The following is a 14,592-nucleotide window of genomic DNA, read 5'->3' on the forward strand; positions in this document are numbered from 1 at the left end:
GTGCAGACGAAACCGAGCGTCGCAAGGTCACCGCTGGTCGGCCAGTGAGCACAAGCTATATCTTCGCCCGGACAGGTGCGTGCATCATGGCCAGAAAATCCTACCAGGAGAAGCTCACGGAGCTCCGTGAGGACGTGCTCTACATGAGTGAAGTTGTCATGGAACGCCTTCGCATGGGGCTCGACGCCCTCGAGCAGAAAGATGAAGACCTCGCCCGCGAAGTGATCGAGGGCGACGGCGAGATCAACCGGATGTATCTCGATCTCGAGCAGGACTGTATCGACCTGCTTGCGCTGCAACAGCCGGTGGCGAGCGACCTGCGATTCATCGCCGCCTCGTTCAAGATCATCACCGATCTCGAGCGGATCGCCGACCTCGCGACCAACCTCGGCGAGTACACGTTTGACGCCGAACAGGACCTGTTCCCCGACGTCGACGTCCAGGAGATGGGCGACCTCACTCTCGACATGCTCGAGGACGCGATGCTCGCCTACGATACCGAGGACACCGAAACCTGTCGAGAACTCGCGGCTCGCGACGACGAACTCGATCAGTTCGCCGAACGAGCCAGCGAGATCGTCGTTCGCGACCTCATCGAGCGCGAACTCGATTCGCCGAGCGAGGTCGAACGGTTACTTCAGGACGTTTCGCGGCTTCTGTTGACGATTCGCGACCTCGAGCGCGTCGGCGACCACGCGGTCAACATCGCCGCGCGGACGCTCTACATGGTCGAAAACGACGACGAACTCATCTACTGAACGCCCCGCTCGAGAACCGAGTTACTCGGATTCGTTATCTTCCGTTTCGTTACCCTCGGTCTCGTTCCCCATCGACTCGTTGCCGTCCGTTTCGTTGCCGTCTGTCTCGTTGCCGTCCGTTTCGTTGTCAGCTCCGCCGCCACCGTCGCCGCCTTCGACCTGAATATCACCGATCATCGTCGTTGGGTGGACCTGGCAGATGTACGTGGCCATCTCGCTGCTGGCCTCGAACTCGAGCCACTGGTCTTCGGGTTCGGTGACGATCTCCGTCTGAAGATCGTCGATGACCTCGTCGTTTTCGTCGCGGATTTCGATGTTGTGCCGGGCGCCGTCGCCGGTCGTCCACCCGATCTCGTAGGTTTCTCCCTCCTGGAGGACGAGCGTCGGGTTCTCCGCGTCCGCGATCGAATCGGGCGCGATGCCGAGCCAGCCGGCCGTCTGCCCGTCGAATTCGATCTGCGTGCCGGGCTCGATCGTCGTGTCCCCATTGTCTCCGTTACCGCCGTTGCCGTTGCCGTTGCCGTTGCCACCGCCACCACAGCCCGCAACGACTGCCGTTGAAGCCGCGACACCTGTCAACTGAAGCATTCGCCGTCGGGATAACCGATCGTCTCGTGCCATCGGGCTGACTTTGCGCTCAACGGGAATAGTCGAATACCCGTCTACTGCGTGGGACTCAAGTACGAGCCGGTCTGCGCGGAATTTGTGGGCGTTTCCCACATTGCCCCGTCTGTCGGTGCCGGCCCGGGTCGCTACCCGGTCGGTGGCGACGCCCGGTCGCGTTTCGGGACGCGGGTCAGCAACTGGGCCGTGTCGATGATGTTTCGCGTTTCGAGCAGCAGTTCCGCCGCCTCCCGGACCGTAAACGCCGCCTCGAGGTCGACGCCGTGACAGCGCGTGTAACACTCGAGCCAGCGGTTCATCGCGGTCTCGAGCGCCTCGAACTCGGGTTCGGTAAACGGCACCAGTCGGCCGCCGGTGCGGGCTTCGACGTAGAGCCAGATGGCCTGACCCGCTCCCTCGCGCAGGTACGTATCGGCGGTGTCCGGTCTCGGATCGACGGCCGTCTCGCCGTCCGAACCGTCGGCGTCGAGCGCCGCCCGCTCGCGCTCGGCCCGGCGGGCGAGCGCGGCGATCCGGGGACCGTATCGGCTCATCCTATCCCTCGCGGTACTCGACGCCCTTGCCGCCTCGTGGGTGTTCCCACTCGGTGTCAGCGACGATCGCACAGGTACCACACTCGACGCAGGGCTGCGTGTCGAGACTGACCAGCGTCTCCTCGCTGCCGTTCGTTTTGACCGTCTCCGAGCGGTAACAGCCGCCGCCGAAGTCCTCGGCGCTGACCGGACAGGCGCTGACGGCCGCACCGCTGGCGGCGTAGGATTCGTCTCGGAGTTCGATGTGCGGATTGCCCACGTCGGTATCGTAGGTCAGGTCTCCGATGCGCTCCTCGAGTGTCGGCGGTTCGATCTCGCTCTCCCAGTGGATCGTCTTGCCGTGCTCCTCGCCGATCAGCGTCGGCAGGGAGACGTAGCCGGTCTTCGTGTCGGGGAGCATCGACACGAGGAACGGCGAGTTGTACGCCCGCTGGAGCAGGCGATCCGTGATCGGATTGCCGACCGCGAGCGAGCCGATCGGCGACTCGAGCACCCGTTCGACCGCCGCCGTAACGGTGTCGTTTTCGCCGACGGTCCGGCTCAGCTCGTAGCGCCGGGGGCGGAGCTTGTCCATCGTCCCCGAGTCCTCGAGCATCTTCGCGTATCGGCGGCCCGCAGCGTCCGGATCGCTGTTGCCGCGGGTGACGGCGAAGGCGTCGGCCGCGAGCGCGCCGGCGGTGACGGCGTGGTTCATTCCCTTGATGATCGGCCCCTGGGCCTGCATCTGGCCGGCGGCGTCGCCGACGAGCACGAGTCGATCGCGATAGGGCTCGCGGTGGGCGACCTTCTTCGAGTCGGGGACGAGCTTCGCCGCGTACTCCCGCTCGTGATACTCGTTCTTGAACCAGCCCGCCAGCAGCGGGTGGGTCAGCAGCGCATCAAGCAGTTCGTGGGGTTCGGCCTCCTGCTCGACGAGACTGTCGAGATGGAAGACGGTCCCGATCGAGAGCGAGTCCTCGTTCGTGTAGAGGAATCCGCCACCTCGGACGTCCTCGAAGAGGTCGCCCGAGAACAGGTGGGCCGCACCCTCGTCCGGCCCGATATCGAACCGGTCGTCGATCGCGTCGGGATCCATGTCCACGACGGCCTTGACGCCCTGGAACCACTCGTCGGGCTCCTCCCAGTCCATCAGCCCCGCCTCGCGGGCGAGTTCGGAGTTGACGCCGTCGGCCGCGACGATCAGATCGGCTCTGATCGGGTCGAGTTCGTCGCAGGTGACGCCGACGATCTCCCCGTTCTCCTCGAGCAGACCGTTCACCCGCACGTTCGTCAGGACGCCGCCGCCGGTCTCGCTCGTCTTCTCGTGGACGCGCTTCTCGAGCCAGGAGTCCATCTCGCGTCGGAGCACGGCGTCACACCAGTCGGTGTCGTGTTCGTGGAGATCGGCCAGATCGTAGGTCTTGACCGAATTTCCGGCCACGTTGTGGATATAGTAGTCCGTGACCGGCCGCTCGGCGGCCTCCTCGCGGAAGCCGTCGAAGAGGTCGTCGAGCGTGTAGGGGGCTGAATCCTCGGCGTAGAGCAGTCCGCCGGAGACGTTCTTCGAGCCCGCTTCGGTCCCGCGCTCTAAGACGAGCGTCTCGACGCCGTGATCGGCCAGTCGCGCGGCCGCCGCGGCCCCGCCGGGCCCACAGCCGACCACGACGGCCTCGTACTGTTCGTAGTCGTCCGTCGGTCCCGCCATCACTCGTCACCTCCGTCGGCGACGGCCTCGGGCTCGAGGGCCGTCTCACCCGCCTCCACGGCCTCGGTGAGTCGGGGCAACACCTCGAAGAGGTCACCCTCGACGAAGTAGTCCGAGAAGTCCCGGATCCGCGCGTCGGGGTCGGTGTTGATCGCGACGATGGTGTCGGACTCGTCCATCCCGACCTTGTGCTGGACCGCGCCGGAGACGCCCGCCGCGATGTACACGTCGGGCGCGACGACCTGACCGGTCTCGCCGATCTGGCGCTCCTCTTTCGAGTGCTGTTCGACGTGGCCCTCGAACTGGTAGGAAGAGGTGACAATCCCGCGCGTGATGCCGAGTTCGGCGTCATCGAACGCGTCGACCAGGTCGAGGCCGAGTTCCATCCCCTCGGTCGGATCGTCGGCAATTCCGCGGCCGAGACAGACGATCACGTCGTGCCCGGTGAGGTCGATCCCGGCCTCGAGCCGGTCGTGCTCGGTGATCTCGACGCGGAACCAGTCGTCCTCGAGGGCCATGTCGTGTTCGACGACGAGTCCCTCGCGGTCGGGATCGCGCTCGATCGGGTCGAAGCTGCCCGGAATCACCGAACAGCCCTGCGGGTGGAAGTCCCGATCCGGATTGTCGAGACAGAGGATCGTCGAGTACTCGAACCCGGAGAAGTCCGGTCGCTTCATGTGCAGGACCTTCTCGACGGTCTTCTTGACGCCGGGTTCGCCGGTCTTGACCGGGTTCGAGATCTCGTTCGCTTCGATGAACAGGTCCGAACAGTCCGAGGCGAGCCCGGAGTCGAGTTCGGCCTGGACCTTCGCCGAGAGGTCCCGCCCGTTGTTCGTTGCCGGGAACAGGACGTAGCGCGGCTTGTCGTAGTCGCGCCAGTCGGTGCTCTCGACGGTCCCCTCGCCGCGAGCCATGTGCGCCGAGATTTCGGTGTAGGGCTTGTGGAGAAATCGCTCGAGGCGCTCGTCCTCGTGATAGACGGCGACGTCGGCTCCGTAGGCGATGCACTCCTCGGCGAGGCCCTCGCAGTCGTCGCCCATCAGGAACGCGACGACGCGCTCCTCGTCCCCGTAGTCCGCTTCGAACTGATCCATCAGTTCGCGGCCCTTGCCGAGCATCTCTTTCGAGACCTCGAGCAACTCGCCGCCCTGGGTCTCACAGAACACCCACAGGTCCGCGTAGTCGCCGTCCGCGAGTCCCCGAACGTGTTTCTTGTCGCGGGTGGGATGTGAGAGACCGTCATCTTCCGCTGGTTCATCGTCCGCCGCTTCCGCTTCCGCCGGTTCGTCGTCCGCCGCTTCCGCTTCTGCCGGTTCCTCGTCCGTCTCTTCCGCTTCCTCCGCATTGGCCTCGGCTTCGTCGCCGACGTCTTCTTCCGTCTCTTCGTATTCGCCTTCCGTTTCCGTTCCCTCCTCGACACCGTCGCTCTCGTCGCCGTCACTACCGATCTCCTCGAGTCGCTGGTGGACCGCCTCGCGGGCCGTCGCCCGGTCCCGACCTGCTCGTTCGGCCTCGAGGATCGCCTGCAGTTCGTCCTCGTCGTCGACGGCGTCGAGTTCCGCGGTCAGTTCGTCGACCGTGTGGTCGTCCGGATCGATCGCCGTCATTTCAATCACCCGCCTCCGCGGCGTATGGCTGCATCTCCTCGAGTACCTCGCTCATGCTGCCGTCGGGATCGATCATCGTCGCCTCCCGTTCCGAGGGCGCTTTGGGGATCGGATCGACCGACGAGACGATCGTCGGCGAGCCGTCGAGTCCGATGTAGTCGGGATCGAGGTTCAGGTCCTCGTGATCCCACGTCGTCAGGTACTCCTCGTGGTCGGCGGCTCGCTCCTCGGTTTCGGCTCGCAGCTCCTTGTGCGTGAGTCTGTGTGAGGCTTTTCGATACGTCGGCTCGAACTCGGGATCGGTGACGACGAAACAGGGTAAAGGCGCTTCGATCGTTTCGATCTCGTCGATATCGCCCTCGACGAGTCGCTTCGCGCGGAGCGTCCGTTCCTCGGGGTCGATATCGAGCGCGACCACGTGGGTGACGATCGGCCAGTCCATCGCCCAGCAGGTCTGCGGACCGGTCTGTCCGGTTTCGCCGTCCGCCGTTTTGAACCCCGCGAACACGATGTCGATGTCCGCGACGGTCTCCTGATAGGTCTCGAGGCCGGCGCTGAGCGTGATCGCAGTCGCCCACGTGTCGGAAGCGGCCAGTTCCCGATCGGAAAGTAGGTAGCTGTCGTCGGTGTAGACCGTCTCCATCGCCCCCTTCAGGACGTCGGCGTACCCCGGCGGCCCCATACTCATCCCCGTGACGTGGCCGCCGTGGCGTACCGTGGTCTGGAGCGCTGCCTGCAGCGCGAACTCGTCGTTCGGATTCATCACCGTCGGCGTCTTCCCGCGCTCGAGGTGGCCGTCCTCGTCGAACGAGACGGCACCCTCCGAGAAGTCCGGAACGCCTTTCGTCAGTACGATTGACCGCATGGATACCTCCGCCTGTGTGTGTCTGTATTTACCATGCCTGTGGGACCCTTTCATATTATCAGTATTAAGAATAGGGGTCAAAATCGCCGATAGGGGGTTGTATTCGGAGGTGTCCGTTTCCAAAAGCCAAATTGAATCGGAGGGGCGACCCGTGGTAGCAAGCGCTTCGACAGGGATCTGGGATGGATCGAACGGAGCGGCGGCGGACGGCTCGCGTTACTCGCGTTCGCGTTCGGTCGTCCGCATCGTGATCTCGCCGTCGGCACGGATCGTGCCGTCGACCTCGGCGTCGGGACCAAGCTCGAGGTCGTCACAGGAGACGTCGCCGAGGATGCGAGCGTCATGGTCGATGGTGACGTCACCGTCTCGAGTGGTGACGTCGCCGTGGATGCGGGTTCCGTCGCCGACGGTGACGTCGCCGCGGGCCCGGAGACTCCCGAAGACGTTGCAATCGGCACCGACGTCGATCGTCTCCGCGCGGACGTTGCCGTGAAGTCGGCAGTCGTCGCCGATCGTCGCGGGCGTCGAGACCCGCCAGGCGTCATCACCGACGGTCGCGTTCCGAGGAATGACGAGTGGCTCGGTCTCCGGCTCGCCGTCTTCCTCGTCGACGAGTTCGGAGATGAGCCGTTGGGCAGCGTCTTCTTCGCCGATCAGGAGGAGGTGTTTGAGGTAGACGAAGAGCAACACGATCGTCGGCATCGGGTTCCGAATGACGATCCAGCCGTTGGCCTCGAACCCCTCCTCGATCTCGACGTCGTCGCCGATATCGAGGTCGCCCGCGACTTTCAGCTTCCCGCCGATGTGGACGCGCTCGCCGATATAGGCGTCCTGCCCGACGAGTACGTTTTCCGCGACGTCACACCACATGTCGAGTCGGCAGTCGCCGTCGGCCTCGATCGCACCGCGAAACTCGGCGCTCTCGCCCGCCAGTACGTTTCGGCCGCGGACGCCGAACTCGATGGTCGAACGGCCGCCCACGAGGACGTCCCCGTCCGTTACGAGGTCGCGCTCCTGGGCTTCCGTCCCGTCGGGAACGACGAGTTCGTCGAGCGGATCCCTGCTGAAGGCCACATTCGCATCCAAAGGGAGTACCGCCTAATAAACCTCGCGCGTCGTCAGTCGTTCGTCTGACGCCCGTCTGCCGTTCCGATCGCTCGCGTCTCGCAGCCGTCGGACACAGTCGCCTCGCTTTTACACTCCCGCTGCATACGACCAGCCATGACTACGCTCGCATTCGACGACGAGGGCGTCGACGTCGTCTACGAAGGGACCGAGTTCCGCCTCGAGCAGGAACTCATCGAGGAGGCAACCGAGAAATCCTACTACGACGTGACCGACCACGAGGTGTTGCAGATCGTCGCCGAACAGCCGAACCTGCAGGGCGAACCGCGCCGTATTGGCGATATTCTGGACTGAGTCGGTCGATCTCCGTCTTCGAACAGCGCTCCTCAGTAGAGGACGTGAAGCAGTACGAAGACGACGATCCCGAGCGAGAAGGAGATCAGCCACAGCGTCGCCGCGATCCGACCGATACGGGCGTGACTCGTTTCCGGCAGTTCCGCGACCGGACGGGAGAGCGCGAGCAACAGCGCGTAGTACAGCAGCGGAATACAGACGATCGCCAGCAGGATGTGAACGGCCAGGATCGGCAGGTAGACGAACTGTTCGACGGCCGCCGGTCCCGGAAAGTCCTGCGGTCCGCCGGTCACGGTCAGCCGGTAGAGATAGAGCGCGAGAAAGCTCGCGAACAGGCCAAAGGAGGACAGCATCGCGACCCGATGGCGATCGACCTCGCCGCGCCGGATCGCTCGCCAGCCGACCGTGATCGTCCCGATCGCGATCGCGCTGAGCACGGCGTTGACGAGCGGGATCGCCTCGATGACCCACTCCGGTGCCGTCGGTACGCTCGAGGACGGAATCCGGCCGCCCGCGGCGGCGAAGACGACCGCCAGCGACACGACACTCAACACGCCGGTGAGGAGGCGCACGCGCTCTCGAGGAACGTATTCCATACGTGAGCGTTCGAGCGGAACGGGAAAGTGGTTACTCTCCGCACTGGACTCGAGCCAGGATTCGAGAAATGGCAGATCAAGGGAACCCACGTATCACTCCAGACCGTTGCCCGGTGTGCGGTGGCGCGCGCTGTCGGCAGACCGAGCGTCGCGAGGTGCGAATACAGTGAGCACCTCGGAAAGCGAACGGTGACCGGAGGGAACCGTGAGCCAAGCGAGGGCGGCCGACGATATTGCGCGAGGGATGAATGAGCGAGTACAGCGAGCGAATGAATCGGCTGGGGAGGGCGTGGCGATTCCGTGTTGCCACGATAGCAGGACACTTCCTTCACCGTATTCTCATCAAAACTCACTGTCCCATACGAGCCGGCTACAACAAGTGTCACACGAAGCCATCGCTCATCAGTATAGCATCGGAACGAATTATGCGTGGGTGATGTCCTCGAAGGGAGATCACCTGCATCGGGCGTGGTGGACATCGTCCACCGGTGCGATGCGTGGGACCGGATTTGAACCGGCGGACCCCTACGGGACAGCGCCCTCAACGCTGCGCCGTTGGCCTGGCTTGGCTACCCACGCTCGCGGTCTCTGTCTGCACTCAATCGTATCCAGCGTGATTATAAAAGCCCTTTCCTTTGGGTCGGCGACTGCGGCCGTGTCCCACGGAATTGCGGCCAGCGAGTGACGGATACTCGACCCGCTCGTTCCGCGAGCGCGAGGAGCGCGATCACGGTCCCACGAGAGTCGCTCGCTGTGCGGTCGTCGATCGAACCGCGAGAGACACAAAGGTTTCAGTACTCGAGCGAAATCATCGACCGATGTCGCTGTCGTCGGCTCGGACGCGCGCGCTCGCAGGTGCGGTCGTCGCCACCGCGATGATCGCTGCGGGCCTCCTCGTCTCGCCGTCGACGACGCTCGGCGCCGTCGACTCGCTCACCGCGGACCCGCTCCTCTTCGGGCTCGTCGTCGCCGGCCTCTACCTCGTGCGGCCGCTGCTCGCGTGGCCGACGACGCCGCTCGCAGCCGTCGTCGGCTACGGCTTCGGTGCGGCCGTCGGACTCCCGATCGCACTCCTCGGCGTCGTCGTGACCGTGCTCCCCGTCTTCGTCGCCGCCCGCTGGCTCAGCGCCGACGACGCGGCTGCGTCGGAGACGACTCCTCACACTCGAGGTACCCCTTCTGAGAGCGAGGGCGAGCGCGATAGCAGCCGGCTCCTCGAGCGGGCCGGCGACGCCGTCGCGCGCTACTACGAGACGGCGGGACCGCTTCGGGGCGTCACCGCCTCGCGGCTCGCGCCGATTCCGTCGGATATCGCGACCTGTGCCGCCGCGGTCAGCGGCGTGTCGCTCCGCCGGTTCGTCGTCGGAACGGTGATCGGTGAACTCCCGTGGACGGCCGCGGCGGTCGTCGTCGGTGCCTCGGCGGCGACGGTCACCTCGAGCGGGGTCGGTGAACTCGGCGTGGCGTTCTCGCTCGTCTGTGCCGCCGCTGCCCTCGTCCTCCTCGCCGGCCCCGCATACGGTACCGTCCGAAGGGAGCGTCGACCGGAACCGGACGAGACGGAGAACGCGGGACGATCGGCGGACAGCTAACGCTTCGATTCCGAGGGCTCCGATCCCGGCGTCGCGATACTCAGCGCTCCGATTCCGGACGCTCCGATCACCGGTCTTCGAATCCGGCTTCCGATAGGGGAGGAGAACTGCGTCGCGAGAATCCGTTTTCTAACCGAGATCTATCGACCGGGTAGTCACTCGTCGTTGAGGTCTTCGACGAGCGAATCGCTCATCTTCTTCAGATCCGACTCGAGCCGTCGGTAGGCCTCGGTGTCGGTCAGCTCCTCGATGGACGCTTCGTCCTCCAACGTCTCCATCTTGTTCGAGATGGACTCGAGCTCCCGCCGGTCGTCGTCCCCGTAGCGCGACTGGACCCGAAGGTTCTCGATGATCCGCGTGAGCTGGGTTCGCGTGACCGGCTTCGTGAGGTAGTCGTCGATGTCCAGTTCGACGATATCGAGCCCTGGATCGACCGCGGTCACCATGAGCACCCAGCAGTCGTAGCCCGCCGCTCGGATCTCCTCGAGCACCCGGTCGCCGGTGATGTCGGGCATGTGCCTGTCGAGCAGGACGATATCGATCGCGTCGCTCATTCGCTCGAGGGCAGTGGAGCCGTCGTAGGCGGTCACCACCTCGTAATTCTCGCCGACCCACATCGCGTAGAGATCTGCGAGTTCCCGTTCGTCGTCGACGACGAGGATCGTCGGTTGCGCGGACATGTATTCGTTGTCCGAGACCACAGACTGCCGTCTTGTAGGGGTTGCGGGCGACTCACGGCTCGAGTCGGCCGCTGAAAGAGCCGGTCCGACTCGCCACTACCGCGATCTCAACGGAAGGGGTCGCTGCAATCGATGATGACCCCGTGCTGGGGACAGACGTACTTGCAGTGGCGTTTGTACATCGGAGCCTCGCAGTGTGGACAACGCGGCGCGCCGGTCGCTCGATTGCTCGAGCCGGCCGCGCCGGTCCCATCCGACCCCGCCCCGCCGTCTACAGTCATACGCCAGTGTTCTCACCGGGCGATGCTAAGTGTGGTGTTCCGGTGGCTCGGCGACGGAAACGCAAGGGGAGAAAATGAAGGGGAGAAAACGAAGCCGAGAAAAACGGCAGAATCGACAGCACCGAAACGGCCTTACTCAGTGCTCAGCATTCCGACCAGCCGCAGCTATTGCATGTTTTGCAGCCTTCGCTGAACTCGAGCGCGAGCGAGCCACAGTCGGGACACTCCGGCGACTCGCCGGCGTCGATGAGGTCCTGCGTCGCGTCGTCAGCGTCGGCGTTCGCATCCGCAGACACACCGCCCTCCGCAGCGGCCGCGCCACCGTCGGTCTCGGGCCCGTTGTACTCGCTGAGGTCCGCATCGGCCGACTCCTCGAGCGTCTGCTGTTTCGGGTACGGCTTATCGATCTCGTTCTCGAGGTACCGGCGCATCGCGGTGCCGATGGCGTCGGGGATGGACTGAATCTGTTCGCCCTTGTCCCAGGCCACCTTCGGCGAGCGAGTACCACAGAGTTCGTCGACGATCTCCTCGGGGTCGACGCCCGAACGCAGCGAGGTCGAGATGACCTTCGCGAGCGCCTCGGTGAAGGAGTTCGTGAACCCACCGGAGTGACCGATGTTCGCGAACAGCTCGAACGGCTGACCGGTCTCGGGATCCTCGTTGATCGTCACGTAGATCTTCCCGTAACCGGTGTCGATGCGCTGGCTGACGCCCTGCAGCGCGTCGGGTCGCTCGCGCTTCTCGGTGAAGTCGACCTGAACCGGCTGGCGACTGTCACCGAGCAGTGCGTCGACGTCCTCCTCGAGGACGTCCTGAACTTCCTGGCTCTCGAGGAAGGCCTCGAGGCCGCCGAAGATTTCGTCGATCTGCTCGACCAGGGCCTGTGCGGCCTCGGTCTCGTCGGCGAAGTCGGCGTTGTCGGCACGCGTCGTCAGCACCTGCTTCGAACGGGTGCCGTCGCGGTAGTAGGTGACGCCCTTCCCGCCGTTCTCGTAGACCCACTCGAAGACCTCCTTGGCGTCCTCGAGCGTGGAGTCGTTGGGCGCGTTGACCGTCTTCGAGATGGCCGAGTCGACGCCGTTCTGGCAGGCACACTGCACCGCTGCGTGCTGTTTGGCCGAGACGTCGGACGTGATAACGAACAGTTCGCCGATCGCGTCCGGCACCGTCGAGAGGCCTTCGACGCCGTCGAACTGGTTCGTCGCCATCTGCTCCTCGGCTTCTTCCTTGACCGCATCGATGTCGATGTCGTTGTCCTCTAAGACGCGGAGGAAGTAGTCGTCGAACTCGACGAGCATCTCGTCGCCCTGCACGTCGTCGGTGACGTTCTTGTAGTAGGCGACGTTGTAGATCGGTTCACAGCCGCCCGTCGTGTTGCCGACCATCGAGGTCGTCCCGGTCGGGGCGATGGTCGTGACGTTGTGGTTGCGGATCGGGAAGCCGTTCGCCCAGTCGTCGGCGTCCTCGCCGGTCTGCTTCTCGAACCACTCGCGGTACTCGGTGGGGTTCGCGTACTTCGACTCGTTCCAGTCGTTGAAGGACCCGCGCTCTTCGGCGAGCTCGTGGCTCTTCGCCTTCGCGCCGTGGTTGATGTGGGTCATCAGCTGGCTGGCGACTTCGTTGCCCTCGTCGCTGCCGTATTTGATCCCGAGCTGGACGTACAGCTGGGCCAGGCCCATGACGCCCAGCCCGATCTTGCGCATGTCGTGGACCTTTTCCTCGATCTCCTCGACCGGGAAGTCCGACATCGTGACGACGTTCTCGAGGAAGCGCGTGCCGTACTCGATGCGCTCGTCGAACTCCTCGAAGTCGATGGCCTCCTCGAGGAAGGCGTCGACGGCCGCTTCCTGCGAGTCGTACTCGTCGGCGTGCTCGTCGGACCAGACGCGCCAGTCGGGCGCGTCGAGGTCCGCCAGCGTGGAGAGGTTGATGTGGCCGAGATTACAGGCCTCGTACTCCTCGAGGGGCTGTTCGCCGCAGGGGTTCGTCGCGAGCATCCGATGGTCGTCTTGCTTCTCGACGTCGAAGGAGTGCTCCTTGTTCACTCGCTCGAGGTAGATGACGCCCGGTTCGCCGTTCTCGTGGGCCCCCTGGACGATGCGCTCCCAGACGAGTTCCGCGGGGATCGAGAGCGGTTCGCCGACCTCGATGTGATCGCCGAGGTCGTACCGGCTGTACATTTCCTTGGTCTCCTCGGTGGCGATGTGGGGCTCCTCGGTCCGCGGGTTGGTGAAGGTGTACTCCTCGTCGTTCTGGACGGCCTCCATGAAGTCGTCGGTGACGCCGACGGAGATGTTGAAGTTCGAGAGGTGGCCCTCGACGGCGTTCCGCAGGTGCTTGGGGACGCGTCCGTCCTCGTCGATGAGGTCGCGAGCTTCCTCGAGCGCCTCCGAGAAGGTGGTGTAGGTGTAGTCGTCCGGGTCGTTCAGCCGCAGCGTGTGAGCGAGCGAGACGTCCTTGTTCTTGGCGTGGATGAACTCGATGACGTCGGGGTGGGAGACGCGCATGATGCCCATCTGGGCACCGCGGCGGGTTCCGCCCTGTGCGATAGTCTCACAGAGCTGGTCGTAGGTCCGCATGAAGGTGATCGGGCCCGACGCGATGCCGCCGGTCGAGCCGACCGAGTCGCCGTAGGGTCGCAGCTGCCAGAAGCCGTAGCCGACGCCGCCGCCGGACTGGAAGACTTCGGCCGCCTTCTTGGCGGTCTCGTGGATGTCCGAGAGGTCGTCGTCGGGTGACATAACGAAACAGGCCGAGAGCTGCTGGAGCTCGTTGCCCGCGTTCATCAGGGTCGGCGAGTTCGGCATAAAGGAGAGCGACTCCATTCCGTCGGTAAAGGTCTCGGCGACGTCCTCGACGTGGGTTCGAACCTCGTCGGGGAGTTCGGGAACGATCGTGTCGTAGGCGAACTTGTTGACGTTGCGCTCCGTCAGGACCGTTTCGACGTCATCCTCGGCCGTGACACCCTCCCCGAAGACTTCCGCGGCGAGTTCGTCTCGTCGCGGGTGGTCGGGCTTCAGCTGGTCGGGCGTGACCGTGATCTCGAGGTCGCGCTTCTCGGCCTCGTAGACGGCCTCTGCGAGGGCGATGTTCGTGCCGACGCGGTCGAAGAGGTCCTCTTGGGTCTCGATCAGATCGCCGTTGGCGTCCTTCCGCAGATAGCGGGCCGGCAGAATGTTCTCGTAGGCGTTGTCGGTCAATCGCTCCGCCAAGGTGTCCCCGTCGGACCGCTTGATCGGGAGCGTCAGATCCGCCGCGGAGAGTTCGACGTCGCTCATGCGCGCGTCACCTCGTCGGTACACCGCTGGCGCACACCGATTCTGGCGTCAATCCGGGTCGTTGCTCTCATCATTCGTAACGAAGGTTCGGTATTCATGCATCCATCATAAAACGTGGTGTTGTTGTCCCACTTTTCTTGTAGTAATACAAATACAGTTGTAATGATGTCTCTGTAACCTATCGTTTCGCTGCCTCCCGCGGCCGCCGAGACGGCCGCCTGTGTGGTCACTACGTCCTACGTCGCCGACCGTCTTAACGATTTTCAGACCGGACTGAAAGTGACTGTGAGCGACGAGAATCCGTCGCATTCGTGCGGTTTTCTCTTTCACGGGTGTTTCGGTGTACCAGGAAGGCAGTGTCGCTCGAGTCAGTCACTGGCCGGAGCCAGTCACTGTCGGGAGTTAGTCACGATATCCAGAAAGATTACGTCCCTGCAGTACGCGAGGTCGCATATGATCGAAGCACTGACATCGGGGCCGACGATCCTCCTCGTACTGGCCGGACTGGCTGCCTTCGCCGTCGCCGTCGTCGCAATTAAAATCGCGATCAAACTGGCCGTCCGTATCGGCATCGTCGCCGCCGTCGTCCTCGCCGGGCTCTATGCCGCCGGGTTCACCGACCTGTCGTTTCTGCCGTTCTAGACCGCCGACGTCCCGCGCTGTTCGCTCTCGGAA

14 protein-coding genes and 1 tRNA gene are annotated in these 14,592 nt (G+C 64.3%); 4 read left to right on the forward strand and 11 right to left on the reverse strand.

The features are described from left to right. The first annotated feature begins 86 nt into the window (after positions 1 to 86). The gene (gene phoU / locus CP556_RS13550) at positions 87 to 758 is read left to right on the forward strand and encodes a phosphate signaling complex protein PhoU (protein WP_098726109.1); all 672 of its coding nucleotides are present in this window, start codon (positions 87 to 89) and stop codon (positions 756 to 758) included. Between the two features lie 21 nt (positions 759 to 779). On the opposite strand, the gene CP556_RS13555 is transcribed toward phoU, so the two are convergent. From CP556_RS13555 to CP556_RS13580, 6 genes are all read right to left on the reverse strand, one after another. Continuing rightward, on the reverse strand, positions 780 to 1,346 hold the full coding sequence (locus CP556_RS13555) for a hypothetical protein (protein ID WP_098726110.1): 567 nt from the start codon (positions 1,344 to 1,346) through the stop codon (positions 780 to 782). 164 nt (positions 1,347 to 1,510) lie between these two features. Then, positions 1,511 to 1,915 (reverse strand): DUF8055 family protein, encoded by a 405-nt coding sequence (locus CP556_RS13560; RefSeq protein ID WP_098726111.1) that lies wholly within the window; start codon positions 1,913 to 1,915, stop codon positions 1,511 to 1,513. A 1-nt stretch (position 1,916) separates the two neighbouring features. Further along, entirely contained in the window at positions 1,917 to 3,599 is a 1,683-nt protein-coding gene (locus CP556_RS13565; protein ID WP_098726112.1) for an FAD-dependent monooxygenase, read from the reverse strand. Next, positions 3,599 to 5,206, reverse strand: coding sequence for an electron transfer flavoprotein subunit alpha/FixB family protein (locus CP556_RS13570; RefSeq protein ID WP_098726113.1), 1,608 nt, complete (start codon positions 5,204 to 5,206; stop codon positions 3,599 to 3,601). Before CP556_RS13570 ends, CP556_RS13565 begins: the two co-directional genes overlap by 1 nt. Before the next feature lies 1 nt (position 5,207). Beyond that, positions 5,208 to 6,071, reverse strand: coding sequence for an electron transfer flavoprotein subunit beta/FixA family protein (locus tag CP556_RS13575; protein WP_098726114.1), 864 nt, complete (start codon positions 6,069 to 6,071; stop codon positions 5,208 to 5,210). A 216-nt stretch (positions 6,072 to 6,287) separates the two neighbouring features. Then, on the reverse strand, positions 6,288 to 7,145 hold the full coding sequence (locus CP556_RS13580; protein WP_098726115.1) for a polymer-forming cytoskeletal protein: 858 nt from the start codon (positions 7,143 to 7,145) through the stop codon (positions 6,288 to 6,290). Between the two features lie 147 nt (positions 7,146 to 7,292). Here CP556_RS13580 and CP556_RS13585 point away from each other — a divergent pair, with 147 nt between their 5' ends. After that, positions 7,293 to 7,490 carry a DUF5800 family protein gene (locus CP556_RS13585; RefSeq protein WP_098726116.1) on the forward strand — a complete coding sequence of 66 codons (198 nt, stop codon included), beginning with the start codon at positions 7,293 to 7,295 and terminating at the stop codon, positions 7,488 to 7,490. A gap of 32 nt (positions 7,491 to 7,522) precedes the next feature. On the opposite strand, the gene CP556_RS13590 is transcribed toward CP556_RS13585, so the two are convergent. Beyond that, positions 7,523 to 8,086 carry a DUF420 domain-containing protein gene (locus tag CP556_RS13590; protein WP_098726117.1) on the reverse strand — a complete coding sequence of 188 codons (564 nt, stop codon included), beginning with the start codon at positions 8,084 to 8,086 and terminating at the stop codon, positions 7,523 to 7,525. A gap of 494 nt (positions 8,087 to 8,580) precedes the next feature. Then, positions 8,581 to 8,665 (reverse strand) — tRNA-Leu (locus CP556_RS13595). A 239-nt stretch (positions 8,666 to 8,904) separates the two neighbouring features. Between CP556_RS13595 and CP556_RS13600 the strand changes: the two genes are divergently transcribed. Then, entirely contained in the window at positions 8,905 to 9,678 is a 774-nt protein-coding gene (locus CP556_RS13600) for a TVP38/TMEM64 family protein (RefSeq protein ID WP_098727404.1), read from the forward strand. Between the two features lie 155 nt (positions 9,679 to 9,833). Here the strand turns inward: CP556_RS13600 and CP556_RS13605 are convergent, their stop codons facing one another. The 3 genes from CP556_RS13605 to CP556_RS13610 all read right to left on the reverse strand — a co-directional run bounded on the left by CP556_RS13605 (position 9,834) and on the right by CP556_RS13610 (position 13,917). Next, entirely contained in the window at positions 9,834 to 10,358 is a 525-nt protein-coding gene (locus CP556_RS13605) for a response regulator (protein ID WP_098726118.1), read from the reverse strand. A 107-nt stretch (positions 10,359 to 10,465) separates the two neighbouring features. Continuing rightward, positions 10,466 to 10,639: an HVO_2523 family zinc finger protein gene (locus CP556_RS25995; RefSeq protein ID WP_176548190.1), complete on the reverse strand. Its 174-nt coding sequence runs from the start codon at positions 10,637 to 10,639 to the stop codon at positions 10,466 to 10,468. Between the two features lie 143 nt (positions 10,640 to 10,782). Further along, positions 10,783 to 13,917, reverse strand: a complete 3,135-nt coding sequence (locus CP556_RS13610) for an adenosylcobalamin-dependent ribonucleoside-diphosphate reductase (RefSeq protein ID WP_098726119.1) — start codon at positions 13,915 to 13,917, stop codon at positions 10,783 to 10,785. A gap of 453 nt (positions 13,918 to 14,370) precedes the next feature. Here CP556_RS13610 and CP556_RS13615 point away from each other — a divergent pair, with 453 nt between their 5' ends. Beyond that, positions 14,371 to 14,559 carry a hypothetical protein gene (locus CP556_RS13615; RefSeq protein WP_098726120.1) on the forward strand — a complete coding sequence of 63 codons (189 nt, stop codon included), beginning with the start codon at positions 14,371 to 14,373 and terminating at the stop codon, positions 14,557 to 14,559. The last annotated feature ends 33 nt before the right edge of the window (positions 14,560 to 14,592 follow it).

Origin of the sequence: Natrinema sp. CBA1119 (assembly GCF_002572525.1) — an archaeon.
Lineage (GTDB): Archaea > Halobacteriota > Halobacteria > Halobacteriales > Natrialbaceae > Natrinema.

Bases quoted from the DNA above. Each gene is read 5' to 3' on its own strand.
- CP556_RS13565 (WP_098726112.1), bottom strand. From the start codon at position 3,599: ATGGCGGGACCGACGGACGACTACGAACAGTACGAGGCCGTCGTGGTC.
- CP556_RS13610 (WP_098726119.1), bottom strand. From the start codon at position 13,917: ATGAGCGACGTCGAACTCTCCGCGGCGGATCTGACGCTCCCGATCAAG.
- CP556_RS13585 (WP_098726116.1), top strand. From the start codon at position 7,293: ATGACTACGCTCGCATTCGACGACGAGGGCGTCGACGTCGTCTACGAA.
- CP556_RS13605 (WP_098726118.1), bottom strand. From the start codon at position 10,358: ATGTCCGCGCAACCGACGATCCTCGTCGTCGACGACGAACGGGAACTC.
- CP556_RS13570 (WP_098726113.1), bottom strand. From the start codon at position 5,206: ATGACGGCGATCGATCCGGACGACCACACGGTCGACGAACTGACCGCG.
- CP556_RS25995 (WP_176548190.1), bottom strand. From the start codon at position 10,639: ATGACTGTAGACGGCGGGGCGGGGTCGGATGGGACCGGCGCGGCCGGC.
- CP556_RS13600 (WP_098727404.1), top strand. From the start codon at position 8,905: ATGTCGCTGTCGTCGGCTCGGACGCGCGCGCTCGCAGGTGCGGTCGTC.
- CP556_RS13615 (WP_098726120.1), top strand. From the start codon at position 14,371: ATGATCGAAGCACTGACATCGGGGCCGACGATCCTCCTCGTACTGGCC.
- phoU (WP_098726109.1), top strand. From the start codon at position 87: ATGGCCAGAAAATCCTACCAGGAGAAGCTCACGGAGCTCCGTGAGGAC.
- CP556_RS13560 (WP_098726111.1), bottom strand. From the start codon at position 1,915: ATGAGCCGATACGGTCCCCGGATCGCCGCGCTCGCCCGCCGGGCCGAG.
- CP556_RS13590 (WP_098726117.1), bottom strand. From the start codon at position 8,086: ATGGAATACGTTCCTCGAGAGCGCGTGCGCCTCCTCACCGGCGTGTTG.
- CP556_RS13575 (WP_098726114.1), bottom strand. From the start codon at position 6,071: ATGCGGTCAATCGTACTGACGAAAGGCGTTCCGGACTTCTCGGAGGGT.
- CP556_RS13555 (WP_098726110.1), bottom strand. From the start codon at position 1,346: ATGCTTCAGTTGACAGGTGTCGCGGCTTCAACGGCAGTCGTTGCGGGC.